The sequence below is a fragment of the Psychrobacter sp. CX14 genome (genome assembly GCF_057396205.2).
This window is the reverse complement of record NZ_CM183187.1, coordinates 2,879,150-2,894,920: the sequence shown is the minus strand read 5'-3', so window position 1 is coordinate 2,894,920 and position 15,771 is coordinate 2,879,150. Positions and strand designations below refer to the sequence as shown.

Here is a 15,771-nt window from a genome sequence, read left to right as displayed (position 1 = left end):
CCCATCTGGGTCATTAGTAACGGTATATAAATATTAAGAAACCCCGCGAATTCTATTTGAATCTGTGGGGTTTTTTATAGATATTATTGGTAATGCGCTATCGTTGACAGCAGCAGTTATTAGTAGTCATCTTTAAAATGGTAAACTCATTGATAGAATAAATTATACGGGTGGATTGTCATCTGATACCGAGGATACTCTTATGAAAAATAGCGCATTAACCGCCTTAATATCTACGACTTTATTACTAACAGGGTGTGGTTTAGGGCCTGAAACAGAGTCTAAAGAAACAGGGTCGGCAAATACCGAAGAAGTCGCGCCACCCGGACATCAAAAAATGACCCGAACCTCGTCAGGCTCTCATACCGAACTTACCAAGAAGCCAAACTTTGATATCAGTGTGCAGACTTATGGTGAGACGCTTAACAAGCTACTGCAAGAGACAGAGTTTGCAGACAAAACTATCACAGATTTGTCAGAAGGTGATAGCGACAAGGTATTTATTACCGACTATACCCATCAGATCAGCGTTGTCGGTGAGGTAAGTGAAGACGACAAATTAGAAGATTTAACCTATACCATGCCGGTAAATGACAGCATCAAGACCGAAGCAAACTCATTAATTGAACTCACTGCTGCTTCTATGCAGGTATTGAATACTAACGTCGATGCCAATCAGGCGAAAGAGTCAGTTTCAAAGCTCATTAATCAAGTAATCGCTAATTTTGAAGAGACGAGTGAGCAGCAACAAGCGGTGAGCGTAGTGGAGGACAAGGTATATGTCGCGCAGATATCAGACAGAGGATTGAGGTTTTTGATTGAGCCTGCTGAAGATAGCCGATTTGCTCAATAATTTTATGTCAATAAAAGGGCGCTATCAAATAGATAGCGCCCTTTTATTGTGTGAAAGATGAGAGTTTTGTTCAAATTAGCTGTTTGCGGTTTCTAATATAGAAATAAATGGCTGTACCTAATGCAATCCAAAATACCAGGCTAAAGTAAGACGGCAGTGAGATATTAGAATCAAAAATAGGCGTTAATAGGAAGACTAAGAAGGCCAATGATACAAACATACCCAATCCGCTAAAGATGACATCTTTACGATTCTCAGAGATTTTATAAGCACACAAACAGGTCATAAAATAAGCGACAGAGGCACCGATTGAGGAGAGGTCAACGAACCAAAGCAGGGCAGTGCGACCAAAGAAAGGTACGATGATGGCACAAGCACCAATAAAATAGATAACCCATCTAGGGATAGTCCCGTTACCTGTCTTCTTCGCCCCCTTTCGTTTGCCCACATCATAATCTTCACTCATGGTATCGACCAAACGGCTTGAGCTGATAAAAAAGCCGTTTAAGCCAGAGACCACGGCACCGAACATGGCGACCGCAAGGAAGTAGAAGATACCGTCTCCGACTAAGATGCGAACCGCATGACCAGTTGCCCAAGCAGAATCCGCTAGTGATTGATTGGGTATGCCTAATGCAGTAACGATATTCAACACATTATAAATAATGGCACCAAAGACAATCGCTAACATGGTGATTCGTGAGACCGACTTTGAAGAGACATTGTGATCTCCTGACATCTGCGCTACCGCATCGAATCCGATAAATGCCCACGGGGCAAAAGCGATAATGCGTACGATAGAGGAGGTGTTTAGCTCGCCCCAGTTGGAGTCAAAATTAGTGATTTGAGTGCTCTCGATATTAAATAAGGAGACGATAACAATTAAAAATAAAGAGCCTATCAGTGCAAATACCAATAAGTTTTGTGTCTTTAAAGCACCCTTAATCCCTTTAATATTAATCAAGGTAAAGAGAATGATGATGCTTAAAGAAACAATGATATCGTTTAAATAGACCGGATAGCCTGAAACCGAGTAGAGGTAGAGCCCTTTTGAGTAAAAGGGGAACACCGCATCTAATACCATAGGCACTGCTGTGGCATTAAGTGGAATAATAGATAAATAGGCTAAGAGCAACCCCCAACCGGTAATAAAACCTGATTTTTTGCCCAAAAGCGTGGTCGCAAAACTATATTCCCCTCCGGACTCAGGTACTTTAGTCATGACTTTGGAGTAGCTATTCTCAATAAATACCAACATGATAATAGCAATCATAAAACCAATCATCGTATTGAGTACGCCATAATTTGGCAAAAACACATTGCCTGGGAGAATAAATGCACCCCAACCAATCACCGAGCCTAATGCAATGGTGAAAATCTCTTTTTTACCCATGTAACTCATAATGGTATCAGTATCCTTGCTTCAATTATTTTTCATATTCCACCGGCAAATACACTGATGGAGCTATTAGAAATGACGTATGATTTGGTATCAGTAAATAACACCTAAACAGTAACTTACTATATTTGCGGTTAGTTTTATATTGTCGGTTTGAGAGTGTTTTGCAAGATTACTAATAACAAAGGCCAGTACGCATATCGCATACTGGCCTTTGTTGATGGTTTAGACTCAGTAAGTTAAGTATTGCTGCTTTAATTACTAGTCATGTTGTAACCGCCTATTTATGTACAGGTCATTTTAGCTGAAAACGACCGTCTTATTACCTGAGACAATCACACGGTTTTGTACATGCCAATTCACCGCACGCGCTAACACATTACGCTCAACATCGCGGCCAATAGCACGTAGTTCAGTGACGCCTTGGCGATGGGTAACACGGTGTACATCTTGCTCGATAATAGGGCCTTGGTCCAAGTCAGCAGTGACATAATGCGCAGTTGCGCCAATCAGCTTCACCCCTTTATCAAATGCTTGACGGTAAGGATCTGCACCGACGAAAGCAGGCAAGAAGGAATGGTGGATATTGATAATCTGCATCGGCCAACGATTGACGAAATCCTCAGACAGAATTTGCATATAACGCGCCAATACTAATAAATCATTGCCGGCCATAATTCGATGAATCTGTTCTTCGGCTTCTACTTTGGTCTCTTTGGTCACGGGCACATGATGGAAGGGAATGTCAAAGTTCTCGACGGCTTGACGCAAGTCGTCATGGTTGCTGACCACACAAGTTATGTCACAATCTAGCAGACCACGCTGATGGCGCCACAATAAGTCGAGTAAGGCATGGTCGAATTTGGAAACGAGGATACCGACTTTTGTTTTAATCGCATTGTTATGCAAGCGCCAATCCATGTCATAGCGTTTGGCTACGGTATGATCAAAGCTGGCTTCAAAGTTATCAATAATCTTAGCCAAGCCGGCCAATGCAAACTCTAGACGCATAAAATACTGGCCACCTTCATAAGCGGTTGAGTATTGGTCTAGGGTAATAATATTGGCGCCATAGCGATGGATAAATTCCGACACAGCTTGCACGATGCCTGCTTTATCTCGGCATTTAATTAATAGAGTGGCAGTGTCGATAGCATTCGCAGAATTGACTCGTGTATTTGTCGAATTTTGGGTTGATTGTGGGTTCTCTGACATAATGACCTTGGATTTTAATAACCTTAATAACAAGTTGTTTTTATAGCAATAGTCACTCATTTTATATTAAAAATGAGATAGAGACAGTAAAACATCTTAGTAAAGGGAATGAAAACTAAATCTGCAACACATAAAAAAAGCCAGCAATCCCAAACAGGATTACTGACTTCTTAAAAAATTTGGTCGGAACGGCAGGAAGTAAACATAGGATGCAAAGCGTTATTTTTAAAGGATTTTAATGTTTAAAGAGAACAATAATACCAACAATAATACCAACAAATGCAGACGGTTATAGCTAGTTTGAGATACAGAAAAGGGGTGATTACTCCTCTATAATGAATTAGTAGGTCTGAATAATTCATTCTCCACCGTATCTAGGTAGTCTTCAGAGTTTGCTAAAGCATAGTAAGTAGCATGATAAAATGTATTAACATTATAGTCTTGCAAAATATCCAATAAATAGGCCTTATGTACTCTCTTTATTAAGTTAGGTTTACCACGATTTCTTCCTAACCTATTTAATTCCTTAGATATTGTTGGAGCACAACAACGTGCATAGCTTCTTTTTAAAAGGTTGTTAAATTGAAACTGTAGCCTACCAATGAGCTCTTTATCCAGACTAAAACCTCTAAAATCCGTATAAAACTCTATTCCTAAAGAGGTAAAACTTTTCTTCGTAAAAAAATCCTGATTAGTAGGGACTTTAGCGTATATCCATTGCTTATTGTAAATTTCATCCTGATGTTCGAAATAAGGATGGATTACCATAGGCGGATTTTTATTGTATTTTTTAAAAAGATTGTTTAATTTGAAGTTGCAGTCATTACAACAGGGAATAAGGTTCGAAGGAGATATAGAGAGCAAAGGATAGTCATCTTTTGGTAAATAATGGTCAAGAGGTTCTACTTGTCCAATATTACAGTATAGACATTTATCATAAGAATTCTTAATTATATCGTAGTATTTCTTAGGAGCTTTATTGTCTCTCAATCTTGAATAAAGTTTGATAATTTCATCATGGTTGATTGTATTAGATATACTAGTTACTGACCTTTCTGTATTAACAAATGAGTCTAAAATCTTAGCTTTAGCTAATGAATTATAAGTACTATCTGATTTAACAAATAATTCTTTACTAGATTGAAATTCAATTTTTAAATTCGAGTTTCTTATGGAACTAATACATGCATCAAATACATCTGAATAAACTAATGCAGGTTTAGGCATTTTTTTCATATAGTGAAGTCTTCCCCGTTATCCTCTTCCTTATTATATTCTAGTAAGTATAAAAGGCTAAGAGCTTCTGTACCTAGCTCATTATTGAACTCATCTTTAATTGCTTCAAGTGTAGTAGTTTCAGTAAACTTTTCAGTGAGAAGGTTGTAGAAGCCTGTGGACTTTAACTCAAGCGAAAACACTTCATGAGTCAATGTACTAACATTCTCTCCAAAGGTTTCTATTCTTGGACGGTCAATCCTTAAACTCTCACCTTCTCTAAAAACAGTAAATACACAACTCTTGGGTATTTCCTGAAGAACAACTGGTGAATGAGTTGCAAATATACACACCCCATTCCTGTAAATGAGAATATCATTGATAGCTCTAATAAGTGCTGATAGTAGAGGTGGATGCAAATGAGTTTCGGGTTCATCGAATAGTACTAAGGTCTTTTCTACAACATTTGCAATTAAATTAACAATTATAAGTAGAACAATACTATGACCAGAACTTAAGGATTTGAATCTTTTATCATCAAATACTACGTCATTCTCTTGTTTCAAAGACATTATTAAATCGGTATCATAACTATTAGCAAATTGAGTTATTATCTCATGAAATAAACTTTTCATAGAATTTGATGAATTAATTTTAGATAGATTCTTGAAAAAGTCCCTAGAGATTTCATCTATATCTACAATGTACTCTTCTCCGTTATCTTTTTGATTCTTAAGTCCTAGATAATCAAAATTATGGTCATTTTTTACTTCAGGGTAACCTTTACCGAAGATACTGTAGGATATAAACATTACTTTGCTAAAGTAATCTTTTTCTATATGACTTTGTGTCTTATTATCTATGAATTGGTTAGTAGATTGGTCTAGTAGACGCTGAAAAGGTGTTTCACGATTGGTTTGAACTAGCTTCTCAAACATGCTATTTAAAATACTGGTTTTACCTACTCCATTTCTACCGATTAGACCATGTATGTTAGTAGGTGGAGTAGAAGAGGCAACTACATTAAATCTCAGCTTTTGTTCAGAGTATTGAAAAGTAAAATCGTAATCATCAAGTTTATAGCCACCTTTAAGTATCCGATGAAACTGATTTTCTATTTGCCATATGTCGACAGTCCGAAGTAAAGATGCATCAAGAACTGCTTCACTCTTAAATTCATCAATACTTTTAGGAGAGACAGATAAATCATTCAACTTAGCAAGGTAGAGCCTAGATTTGTTCTTGAATAAATTATAGAAGTTCTCGTAGAACTCTGGGCTTTGACCGAGAGAGAAAAAAACACTCTTATCTAGTTCCTTAAAGTTTTTCTCTAACTTTAAATAGGTTTTTGTCAGTTTACCTTCAATATAATCATTTGACCTCTGACCTTTATAACCTATCTTTATTTCCCCAATTTCATGAAATTCCCTACTTTCATCTAAGTATCTAAGGTGAAACATAGTTACGTAACCATAATCATCCCATTCATCGGTGGATAGTATAAACGAGTGAGCAGGAATATCATCGTATTGGTTTAGGCTTTTGTATTTGACCACGTAGAATTTTGGCATTGTAATCTATAACCTTAGATATTTTACATTATAGAATGTATTATTGAATATTAGGCTAATCAAGTAAAGCAGACCATATGTTTTTATAAATATGGACATCTTATAAATTGGAAGTGTATGGCTGATGTAGAGTAGTTAAATACTGAACACTAAGAATTATAAAATATCATTAAAATCAATATGTTATAGATTATCGAACAGCTAAATGAACAGCTTTTCAAGACTGTTCATTGTTTAAATAGTTAATTTTTGATACGACTGGCTGAATAATTATTAGCAGTCTTTCCCTTATAACCTTTCCCACGTTCTTTAGCTAAATAGCTCCCTCTATAAAATGCCTTATTAAAAATATTTTGATTCAATCGAGTTAGTAGGTAATAACAGTTCTTAGGTGTATAAGGCTTAGGTAAATCATTAAGGTATGCTAGTTCCTCAATACGTTCTATTATCCGTTTAGGATGCCTAACCTTGTTACCATCTACCATCACTATCAAATGGTAATGTTGATGCTCTGCTTTTTCGAGCTCTCTTACCCATAAATGACCAATTCTCTTAGTCCTATACCTTCTTTTAAGCCATTTCTTTAACTGCCTCATCAACTTGCTCATGATAGCGTTATCAGGTGTATATTTAAGTATCTTAATATCAAGCCTAAAAAATAAGACTTTGCTATGATGAGCTAAGAGGGCTTTCATTTCACGGTATAAAGCTGTTAATATTTCAGTGTAGCAACCACGTCCAGCACTAGTATTTATAGGTAGCTGTTTTTCATCTAGCTCAATTAAGCTGGCATATGTTAACTGTCTCATATGATAGCCTGAACTAGTAATTATAGTTATGAAGCCTATAGATATTATGAAATACCGACCTATTTAATAGTGTCTAATAATACGCCTGATAGCTACCGTTAATAGCTATTGAACGTATTATCAGAATAGAAAATAAGGGTACAATATTGGCAACTCTCAACTGATAGAATTAATCACTAGTTCTTTTAAGACGGCTTTTAGTACGCATAGATACTCCTAGTTTCTTAGCTAGTTTGCCAAACTTAGGGGGGCTATGCGTTGATAAGACACTATTAAGGCATATCTTCACCTTTAAACTAGCTGATACACCTATAGCCCCTCTTATTTTTGTCAATCCTCCTTTTTTAATAGCCTCCCTCAAATAGTAGCAAGTTGATTCATCTCTAAGATGTATGCGATTAAGAAAATTGCTATCAAGGGGACAAATAGGGGCATTACAACTATTAAAGCGATTACATCGGGTAGCGTTCATTTCGTTACCCCTCTATTCATAGTAGTAATGAATGGTATCTGCTGGTTATATTGCTTAATATCTTCTAATTCCATCCAGTAAATGGCATATTTTGATTTACCTATCATTTTTGTCTGAATGCATAAGCCTTGTTTACGCAATCGGTAAATAACATTTCGGTAAGCCAAACATTGATATTCCAGCATTAAATGTTTGCCTGTTAATTTATGTCCTTGCAATAATGATTCTTTTACCCGTTGCATCTTATTTATTTTAATCATTAGATGCCTCAATCTCATCAGAAGGGCTATTTAGCTGGTGAAGCCAATTTAGTACATCGGTATTATGCCAAGCAGTTATAGTAGGGGATAGCTTTACTGGCGCTGGGAAGCGTCCATCTTTCGACCATGCCCATAAGGTGGAACTTCCGAAGGGAAGAAAAGGTAAGATTTGACTTGCTCTACTCATACCAACTGTAGACAAAGTCTTTGGGCTGGCAAGCGTAGGAAGAGGTGTTTCAGTATTTAAAGCATGATAAGAAAAGTTTAATGTTTCAGGACTAGGCATAACTAGTTACTCCGTAATGGTGGTTTAACAACCATGCTGGTTAGCTATGGTTGAGAAACTACATATTAAGAGTTCACTTGCTACTAATCCTTTCTATAGAAAGAATCATTATTTCTATAGAAAGAATTGTTTAGTTAAGCCTTTGTTTCAAATGGTTTTTAGCTTCAGATATTTTCTTTTTCAAAGTGCTTTCGGATATGCCAGATACCTGTGAATATTGGTCAAGGATAGTAGATATAAGGCTTTCTTGCGTATAATTCTGTTTTGCTACTGCTTTAATGCTTCCCATAACTGCACCTAGTATCAGTAATGAGTCGCCTTGACCTTCAGGTTGCAATTTTCTAGCGCTTTGTGTAGTGGTGTTTAGTTTGTCTTCAAGTTCATTTAAGCGGTGTCTTAGGGTTTCGTTTTCCTTTTCTAAAGCGACTATTATTTGTGAATTAGGTTGTTTCAAATCAGATTTAAGAAGCTTATATACTTGGTTGACTGGATATACTAATTTATCAACATTAAGTCTTAAATGGTCTTTAATGTATAGTTGACATAATTCTATATTGTTATCGCAACGTTCTACTACACTTAATAAAGGCGCTGGAGTGCCATATATGCTATATGTCATAACAGATAAGTCAGCTATATCTAAACCAAAATCAGGGTTTTTAAAGGCATCTACATAGAAATCAACATAATTATAGCTACTCAGATAAAAGTAACCTTTTAAAAGATGAGTAGTTTCTTTCACTACTTCGCATTCTTCTTCTGAATCCATATTTATAAAATAGCACGCAGAAATTTTGCCTTCATAATGGAATACTGGCGTAAGTTTGCGTTTGGTTAGAGCATCTAAAATGAGGTCTCTGGTTTCTCTAGTATTCCATAGATAGTTATGGGTAGTTAATAACTGTCTAAACTCTTCATACGTTAAAAGTTTCTCAGTCATGGTAATCCTAGTTAATTTGTTTGATAGAAGATAGGAAGAATTAACTACACTATAAATGAATAGTAGGGTTTTCTTGGAACTACATTCTTTAAGGAGAGATTGATTCAAGAACAGGGTGACTAATCTCACCAGTTCTAGCCCTATCAATGTAATCAGCCCAATCTTTCATCATTTTTTTACGGTAACGCAAGTGTTGAGCACCATTATAGGCTTTGCTGACCTTGTTTTCTTGCTCATGGGCGATTTGCAGTTCTATGGCTTCATGCATATAACCAAGCTCATGGAGAGTAGTGCTGGCGAGTCCTCTAAAGCCATGACCAGTCATTCTACCTTTATAACCCATACGCCATAAAGCAGTAATAAAGGCGTTAGTACTATAAGGTTTGTGAGTAGAAGTGTTGAAGAAAACATATTTATCAGAAAAACCTAATTTTTGGATATCTTTTAATATCTTTAAGGTTTGAGGTGCTAGAGGTACAAGGAAAGGTCTATCCATTTTCATTTTATCGGCTGGAATCCTTAACATTTTTTCTTGATAATCAATTTCATCCCATTCTAAAAGCCTTAGTTCTTGTGTCCGAAGAAATGTGTAGCACATAAACCTTAAACCATATCTGACTAATACATCTCCTCCATAGTTATCTATAGCATCCAACAACTTAGGTAGTTCTTGAATTGAGATTCGTGCATGGTGCTTGACCTTATGAGGTTGTAAAGCTTCGGTTAGGTCGTTAGCTGGATTAGTCGTTACTATTCCTTCACGAATAGCTTGTTTAAATATCTGTCCTACTTGTCGCATAGAGCGTCTAGCCATATCAGTAGCACCACGGGCTTCAACTGCCTTACCTATTGATAAAACTTCAGGCGATGTAATTGTATCTATATCTAGGTTACCTAGAACGGGCTTAATGTCTCGTAAATACATTGAATAATCACGACTGTATGTAGTCTGTGCTATATGTGCTTTACGGTTTTCATGCCAGCGTTGAGCAATAGTATCAAAAGTTCTCGTACCGTCTCGTTTTGCTTCCTGCTGTTTCTTAGCTTGCTTTGGATTGATACCTTCGCTTACTAGCTTTTTGATTTCTAGGTTACGCTGGCGAGCTTCAGCAAGGCTTAGATTCGGATATGTACCTAAGGTAAGGGTTTGCTGTTTACCTTGCCAACGATAAGCACTTATCCAAGATTTCACACCTGTATAACGTACCCATATCTGTAAACCTTGAGAATCGCTATATTTATCAAGACGTTTAGTTTCAATAGATTTTGGAGTAGGCTTAAACCCCTTAACTTTGCGGTCAGTTAGGCTCATTGTTGGTATTATCCCTATGAGAATTAATCAATACCAACGATAGTACCAACAAATAACGTGGATTACTATGGATTACAATGGAGTATCGTGTAACGGGAATGTCCTGAATAGCAGGCAAATAAAAGGGTAGACAGTCATTGACGGTCTACCCTAATATTATGTTTGGTCGGAACGGCAGGATTTGAACCTGCGACCCCTACACCCCCAGTGTAGTGCGCTACCAGACTGCGCTACGCCCCGATGGTCAAACTATTTTACTCATAATTGCTTTTAATGCAAGTATTAAAGCAACTATTTAGCCCAATAACTCTTTTAGAATCTGATTTACTTGTTGCGGATTGGCTTTACCGCGGCTGGCTTTCATTACTTGACCAACCAGGCCGTTAAACGCCTTCTCTTTACCGCCTTTATACTCATCAACCATTTGCTGATTATTGGCGATAACCTCCTCAACCATCGCTTTAATTGCGCCAGTATCAGTTTCTTGCTTTAGACCTTTGGCTTCAATAATCTTATCTGCTGCATCAGCGTCTGTACCGCCTTCACCCTCATACATCGCAGTGAATACTTGCTTAGCCAATTTGCCAGATAGCGTATTGTCATTTAAGCGTTTTAATAGACCTGCCAGCTGCGCTTCAGAGATAGGCGATTCAGTGATGCCTTTGTCTTCTTTATTTAGCGCGCCAAGTAACTCACCCATCATCCAGTTCGCGGTTAGCTTAGCATGCTCAGTACCTACAGACTCAAGCACTGTCTCGAAGTAATCAGCGAGGTCACGGCTATCAGTCAGTACACGAGCATCATATTCTGATAGGCCAAGCTCTTCTTCAAAGCGGGTACGGCGAGTTACAGGTAACTCTGGCATCGCTGCACGGATGGCATCAACGGTTTCTTGCTCGATACGGACAGGTAGCAAGTCAGGGTCAGGGAAGTAGCGGTAATCGTCCGCATCTTCTTTGGTGCGCATGATACGGGTTTCGTCCGCCTCTGGGTCATACAACATAGTTGCTTGGACTACTTTTCCGCCGTCCTCGATAATATCGATTTGACGTTCAATTTCACGTTTAATCGCATTTTCAATGTTACGGAATGAGTTTAGGTTTTTAAGCTCGGTACGGGTACCAAATTCTTCGCCAGGCTGGCGAACAGATACGTTACAGTCGCAGCGGAATGAACCTTCAGCCATGATGGCATCTGAGATATCAAGCCATGTGACTAGCTGATGGATAGCCTTGATATACGCAACCGCTTCGCTCGCTGAACGCATGTCTGGTTCAGACACAATCTCAATTAGTGGCGTGCCAGCACGGTTTAAATCGACACCAGTCATGCCAGCAACCGCGTCATGTACAGATTTACCGGCATCTTCTTCTAAGTGACCGCGTGTGATACCAATACGTTTGCTGTATTCGTTTTTCTCGCCTTCATTAACGATAACGTCAATATAGCCTTTACCCACGATAGGATTAGCCATCTGGGTAATTTGATAACCTTTTGGTAAGTCAGGGTAGAAGTAGTTCTTACGGTCAAAGGTATTTAGCATACCCAGTTCCGCATTCACCCCAATACCAAATTTTAAGGCACGCGCGATAAGTCCTTCGTTTAGTACAGGCAAAACACCGGGCAAGCCCAAATCAACGATATTGGCTTGGGTGTTTGGCTCATTACCAAATTTAGTCGGTGAGCTTGAGAAAATCTTACTGTCAGTATTAAGCTGACAGTGAATCTCAATACCAATGACCACTTCGTAGCCATCAACAAGTAATTCTTTACGAACGGGCTGGTGTGTGGTGTTGCTTTCAGTGATAGCAGTCATTAGATGCTCTCCTGTGCAGTAGCAGATAGCTTGGTGTGATGGTCAGTATGTTGCTGGAATAGGTGTGCAGTTGATAACAGTTTGCTGTCATCCCAGTGCTTGCCGATAAGCTGTAAACCGACCGGTAAACCGGCATCTGTTAAACCGGCCGGCATGCTAATCGCAGGCAGACCGGCCAGGTTCACCGCGATGGTATAGACGTCACCTAAATACATAGTCACTGGGTCAAGCGCTGTGTTTAATTCATACGCTGCGGTTGGTGCAGTTGGGCTCGCAATCACATCGCACTTCTCAAAGGCATCTTTAAAGTCTTGCAAGATTAGACGACGTACTTTTTGCGCTTTGTTGTAATAGGCATCGCAGTAACCGGCTGATAGGGCGTAAGTACCCATTAGGATACGGCGCTGAACCTCAGCACCAAAACCTTCTGAACGAGAGCGGGTATATAAATCTGCTAGGTCTTTTGGATCTTCACAGCGATAGCCAAAACGAACCCCATCAAAGCGAGATAGGTTTGATGATGCTTCTGCTGGCGCTAACATATAATAAGTAGCTAGGGTAATCTCTGGATCAGTGATGTTTACCTCAACAATAGTCGCGCCCAAGTCTTCGTACTGTTTTAATGCCGAACGAACATTGGCTTCTACCTCAGAGTCTAAGCCTTTATCAAAGTATTCTTTTGCCACACCAATGCGTAGACCAGCAAAAGGTTTGCTGGCATCTGCATCTTTTGCGGCAGTATGCATATTGGCAACATAATCTGGTACATTGCGCTTGATAGAGGTCGCGTCGCGTGGGTCATGACCGGCCATAGGCTGTAGCAAATAAGCACAATCTTCTGCTGATCGGCCGAAGGTACCGGCCTGATCTAAGCTTGAGGCATACGCAATCATACCGAAGCGTGATACACGGCCATAGGTTGGTTTGATACCCGTTAAACCGCAAAATGACGCGGGCTGACGAATAGAACCACCCGTGTCACTACCGGTAGCAAAGGGTACAAAACCTGCAGCAACGGCAGCAGCAGAGCCCCCAGATGAGCCACCAGGCACACGATTTAAATCCCAAGGATTATGTACCGCACCATAATAAGAGCTTTGGTTGTCTGAGCCCATGGCAAATTCATCCATGTTCAGCTTACCTAAGCACACCGCACCAGCTTCACGAATATTAGCAACCACAGTTGCATCGTAAGGGGATACGAAGTTGTGCAACATTTTTGAACCAGAGGTGGTTAATAGACCTTTGGTACAAAATAAGTCTTTGTGCGCCATTGGAATACCTAATAGGGCAGAGGTATCACCAGAGCTGCGTTTTTCATCGGCTGCTTTAGCCGCTTCGCGAGCACCTTCGTCATCAACGGTGATAAAGCTATTAATCTTTTTATCTAAGGTGTTGATGCGTTTTAAGAAGTGGTCGGTTAATTCCATACTGCTAAACTGCTGGCTTTTTAAGCCATCTGCCAGCTGGGCAATGGATAAATGATGTAGGTCAGACATATTGGGTGTCCATTTGTTAAGTGAAAAGGATAAGATTAAAAATATAGTTATCGCTATTAGTATTAAGCGGCGGGTTCATTAACGTTTATATTTTGCCGCCTAGCTTTTATTTATTAGATAGCTTTTATTAAGCAGCCATTATTCGATAACTTGTGGCACCAGATACAGTCCTTGCTCAACGGCTGGCGCGATAGATTGGTTTAACTCACGGTCGATATCGGCATTCGGGATATCGGCGCGCAGCTCTTGGGCTGCTTCATGTACGTTTGCTAAAGGCGTTAGATGATCGGTATCAACACTAGCAATGGTCTGCATCATCTTTAAAATTTTATCAATGTCATTGGCATAATCTTGTGCCGTGTTGTCATCAACTGCTAAACGAGACAGTCTGGCCACTTCTAGGATGTCTTCAGTACTGATTTTGTCGTCGCGGATGTCGCTTAAAGGTGCATCAGAACCTGGGGTGCATTTGTCAGTCATGAGTCTAATTATCCTATATCAAGGGAGTGATTTAAGGGAGTTGTGCGTTATTAATATAATAGGTGGTGCAAGTGGCGTATATTATAAAGCAACTGGCACTTATTTTCAGTGGTCACCACGTTAAAGGTAGTTTAGATAATGGCCTCTGTATTCGCTAGCAAATATCAGATGCTTTATGTTGTTCAGTATTAGTCGACACTTGTTGGAATACATTTATTGAAATAACAGCAAAAAGTCAGATAGTCATTGTTATTACTTTTGGACCAATATGGGTCAGTAGTAAGGTGTTGTAATGGTTCTGACATGAGATGTTGCAAATTAGTCACATAGTCAATGATGAAAAATATGATATTCGCATGATTTATGCACGATTAAGCGCTATAATTTGCAGCAATTTAATATTTCACTAAACTTTTTGGTTTTACTCTTGTCGTCATACTTAACTTTAGTTAAAGTATTTGCTTATATTTGTTCGGCAAAATCTCAAAATATTATTTAGTATATCAAACCCACTCGTTTGAGAGCCTTATTTGTCTCTGCTAATTTAATGCGCCTGATGATGACGGCTCCTTCTTAACTCGCAATACGCTGGAAATACGATACATGAACCCGTTTGGATTTTTATCTAACAATATCGCCATAGATCTTGGTACTGCCAATACTTTAATTTACACGCCTGGCAAAGGGGTGGTTCTTGATGAGCCAACCGTGGTTGCCTTGCGTAGTAATCGCACTCAAAACCCAACGGTTGCTGCTGTTGGTATCGATGCAAAGCAGATGCTGGGACGTACGCCAGATAACATTACTGCGATTCGTCCTTTGAAAGACGGTGTGATTGCAGATTTTGAGGTCACTCAAAAGATGTTAAAACACTTCATCACTAAGGTAAAAGCTAAGCGTTTTTTAGCGCAGCCTAATGTGATTGTTTGTGTGCCTTGCAAATCTACTCTAGTAGAGCGTCGTGCGATTCGTGAAGCGGTTTCATCTGCTGGCGCGAACAAAGTTTTCTTATTAGAAGAGCCAATGGCAGCGGCAATCGGTGCTGGTTTGCCAGTTCATGAAGCCAGTGGCTCAATGGTTGTTGATATCGGTGGTGGTACCACTGAGATTGCGGTTATCTCTTTATCAGGCTGTGTATACGCTGATTCTATCCGTATCGGTGGTGACATCTTTGATGAAGCGATTATCACTCACGTTCGCCGCAACCATGGCTGTGTGATTGGTGAAACCACTGCTGAGCGTATTAAGCAAAGCGTAGGTTCTGCCATTGACGAAGACGCCAAACTTGAAGTAGAAGTGCGTGGTCGTAGCATGGCGGAAGGTGTGCCTAAGACGCTAACGGTCACTTCTGAAGAAGTTCAAAAAGCGTTAAGCGATTCATTAACCGGTATTGTTAGTGCCGTGAAGACAGCACTTGAGCAAACCCCACCAGAATTATCTTCTGATATCGCAGAGCGCGGTATTGTATTAACAGGTGGCGGCGCATTATTACGTAACTTTGATAAATTATTGTCAAAAGAGACGGGCCTGCCAGTAACGGTTGCAGAAGATCCATTAACTTGCGTAAGTCGTGGCGGCGGTGCTGCTTTGTCTTTTATTAATAATAAAAGCCTTAATATGATTTTCGTGTAGCCTATAAGTTTG

At 39.3% G+C, this 15,771-nt stretch carries 14 protein-coding genes and 1 tRNA gene; 2 read left to right on the top strand and 13 right to left on the bottom strand.

Annotation, left to right across the window (positions count from 1 at the left end):
• Window positions 1–202 precede the first annotated feature (202 nt).
• On the top strand, window positions 203–853 hold the full coding sequence (locus AC2SLO_RS11385; protein ID WP_486541767.1) for a hypothetical protein: 651 nt from the start codon (window positions 203–205) through the stop codon (window positions 851–853).
• A 70-nt stretch (window positions 854–923) separates the two neighbouring features.
• On the opposite strand, the gene AC2SLO_RS11380 is transcribed toward AC2SLO_RS11385, so the two are convergent.
• The 13 genes from AC2SLO_RS11380 to gatC form a co-directional block, all read right to left on the bottom strand.
• On the bottom strand, window positions 924–2,255 hold the full coding sequence (locus tag AC2SLO_RS11380) for an APC family permease (RefSeq protein WP_486541769.1): 1,332 nt from the start codon (window positions 2,253–2,255) through the stop codon (window positions 924–926).
• Window positions 2,256–2,552: 297 nt separating this feature from the next.
• A complete protein-coding gene (gene purU / locus AC2SLO_RS11375) occupies window positions 2,553–3,467 on the bottom strand; it encodes a formyltetrahydrofolate deformylase (protein ID WP_486541771.1) in 915 nt (304 codons plus the stop codon).
• A 330-nt stretch (window positions 3,468–3,797) separates the two neighbouring features.
• The gene (locus AC2SLO_RS11370) at window positions 3,798–4,703 is read right to left on the bottom strand and encodes a hypothetical protein (RefSeq protein WP_486541773.1); all 906 of its coding nucleotides are present in this window, start codon (window positions 4,701–4,703) and stop codon (window positions 3,798–3,800) included.
• On the bottom strand, window positions 4,700–6,253 hold the full coding sequence (locus AC2SLO_RS11365) for an AAA family ATPase (RefSeq protein WP_486541775.1): 1,554 nt from the start codon (window positions 6,251–6,253) through the stop codon (window positions 4,700–4,702). Before AC2SLO_RS11365 ends, AC2SLO_RS11370 begins: the two co-directional genes overlap by 4 nt.
• Before the next feature lie 242 nt (window positions 6,254–6,495).
• Window positions 6,496–7,062, bottom strand: a complete 567-nt coding sequence (locus AC2SLO_RS11360; RefSeq protein WP_486541777.1) for a YagK/YfjJ domain-containing protein — start codon at window positions 7,060–7,062, stop codon at window positions 6,496–6,498.
• 468 nt (window positions 7,063–7,530) lie between these two features.
• A complete protein-coding gene (locus AC2SLO_RS11355; RefSeq protein WP_486541779.1) occupies window positions 7,531–7,794 on the bottom strand; it encodes a hypothetical protein in 264 nt (87 codons plus the stop codon).
• On the bottom strand, window positions 7,787–8,080 hold the full coding sequence (locus tag AC2SLO_RS11350) for a helix-turn-helix transcriptional regulator (RefSeq protein WP_486541781.1): 294 nt from the start codon (window positions 8,078–8,080) through the stop codon (window positions 7,787–7,789). Before AC2SLO_RS11350 ends, AC2SLO_RS11355 begins: the two co-directional genes overlap by 8 nt.
• 130 nt (window positions 8,081–8,210) lie before the next feature.
• Window positions 8,211–9,020 carry a hypothetical protein gene (locus AC2SLO_RS11345; protein ID WP_486541783.1) on the bottom strand — a complete coding sequence of 270 codons (810 nt, stop codon included), beginning with the start codon at window positions 9,018–9,020 and terminating at the stop codon, window positions 8,211–8,213.
• Window positions 9,021–9,108: 88 nt separating this feature from the next.
• Complete coding sequence (locus AC2SLO_RS11340; protein WP_486541785.1) at window positions 9,109–10,332, bottom strand: tyrosine-type recombinase/integrase; 1,224 nt, start codon at window positions 10,330–10,332, stop codon at window positions 9,109–9,111.
• Window positions 10,333–10,495: 163 nt separating this feature from the next.
• Window positions 10,496–10,572: transfer RNA gene (locus AC2SLO_RS11335), tRNA-Pro, on the bottom strand.
• A 55-nt stretch (window positions 10,573–10,627) separates the two neighbouring features.
• A complete protein-coding gene (gene gatB, locus AC2SLO_RS11330; RefSeq protein ID WP_486541787.1) occupies window positions 10,628–12,148 on the bottom strand; it encodes an Asp-tRNA(Asn)/Glu-tRNA(Gln) amidotransferase subunit GatB in 1,521 nt (506 codons plus the stop codon).
• On the bottom strand, window positions 12,148–13,647 hold the full coding sequence (gatA, locus tag AC2SLO_RS11325) for an Asp-tRNA(Asn)/Glu-tRNA(Gln) amidotransferase subunit GatA (RefSeq protein WP_486541789.1): 1,500 nt from the start codon (window positions 13,645–13,647) through the stop codon (window positions 12,148–12,150). The genes gatB and gatA overlap by 1 nt, the downstream gene beginning before the upstream one ends.
• A 138-nt stretch (window positions 13,648–13,785) precedes the next feature.
• Window positions 13,786–14,127 (bottom strand): Asp-tRNA(Asn)/Glu-tRNA(Gln) amidotransferase subunit GatC, encoded by a 342-nt coding sequence (gatC, locus tag AC2SLO_RS11320; RefSeq protein ID WP_486541791.1) that lies wholly within the window; start codon window positions 14,125–14,127, stop codon window positions 13,786–13,788.
• Between the two features lie 603 nt (window positions 14,128–14,730).
• Here gatC and AC2SLO_RS11315 point away from each other — a divergent pair.
• Window positions 14,731–15,759, top strand: a complete 1,029-nt coding sequence (locus AC2SLO_RS11315) for a rod shape-determining protein (RefSeq protein WP_486541793.1) — start codon at window positions 14,731–14,733, stop codon at window positions 15,757–15,759.
• The last annotated feature ends 12 nt before the right edge of the window (window positions 15,760–15,771 follow it).

Bases quoted from the DNA above. Each gene is read 5' to 3' on its own strand.
- AC2SLO_RS11385 (WP_486541767.1), top strand. From the start codon at position 203: ATGAAAAATAGCGCATTAACCGCCTTAATATCTACGACTTTATTACTA.
- AC2SLO_RS11380 (WP_486541769.1), bottom strand. From the start codon at position 2,255: ATGAGTTACATGGGTAAAAAAGAGATTTTCACCATTGCATTAGGCTCG.
- purU (WP_486541771.1), bottom strand. From the start codon at position 3,467: ATGTCAGAGAACCCACAATCAACCCAAAATTCGACAAATACACGAGTC.
- AC2SLO_RS11370 (WP_486541773.1), bottom strand. From the start codon at position 4,703: ATGAAAAAAATGCCTAAACCTGCATTAGTTTATTCAGATGTATTTGAT.
- AC2SLO_RS11365 (WP_486541775.1), bottom strand. From the start codon at position 6,253: ATGCCAAAATTCTACGTGGTCAAATACAAAAGCCTAAACCAATACGAT.
- AC2SLO_RS11360 (WP_486541777.1), bottom strand. From the start codon at position 7,062: ATGAGACAGTTAACATATGCCAGCTTAATTGAGCTAGATGAAAAACAG.
- AC2SLO_RS11355 (WP_486541779.1), bottom strand. From the start codon at position 7,794: ATGATTAAAATAAATAAGATGCAACGGGTAAAAGAATCATTATTGCAA.
- AC2SLO_RS11350 (WP_486541781.1), bottom strand. From the start codon at position 8,080: ATGCCTAGTCCTGAAACATTAAACTTTTCTTATCATGCTTTAAATACT.
- AC2SLO_RS11345 (WP_486541783.1), bottom strand. From the start codon at position 9,020: ATGACTGAGAAACTTTTAACGTATGAAGAGTTTAGACAGTTATTAACT.
- AC2SLO_RS11340 (WP_486541785.1), bottom strand. From the start codon at position 10,332: ATGAGCCTAACTGACCGCAAAGTTAAGGGGTTTAAGCCTACTCCAAAA.
- gatB (WP_486541787.1), bottom strand. From the start codon at position 12,148: ATGACTGCTATCACTGAAAGCAACACCACACACCAGCCCGTTCGTAAA.
- gatA (WP_486541789.1), bottom strand. From the start codon at position 13,647: ATGTCTGACCTACATCATTTATCCATTGCCCAGCTGGCAGATGGCTTA.
- gatC (WP_486541791.1), bottom strand. From the start codon at position 14,127: ATGACTGACAAATGCACCCCAGGTTCTGATGCACCTTTAAGCGACATC.
- AC2SLO_RS11315 (WP_486541793.1), top strand. From the start codon at position 14,731: ATGAACCCGTTTGGATTTTTATCTAACAATATCGCCATAGATCTTGGT.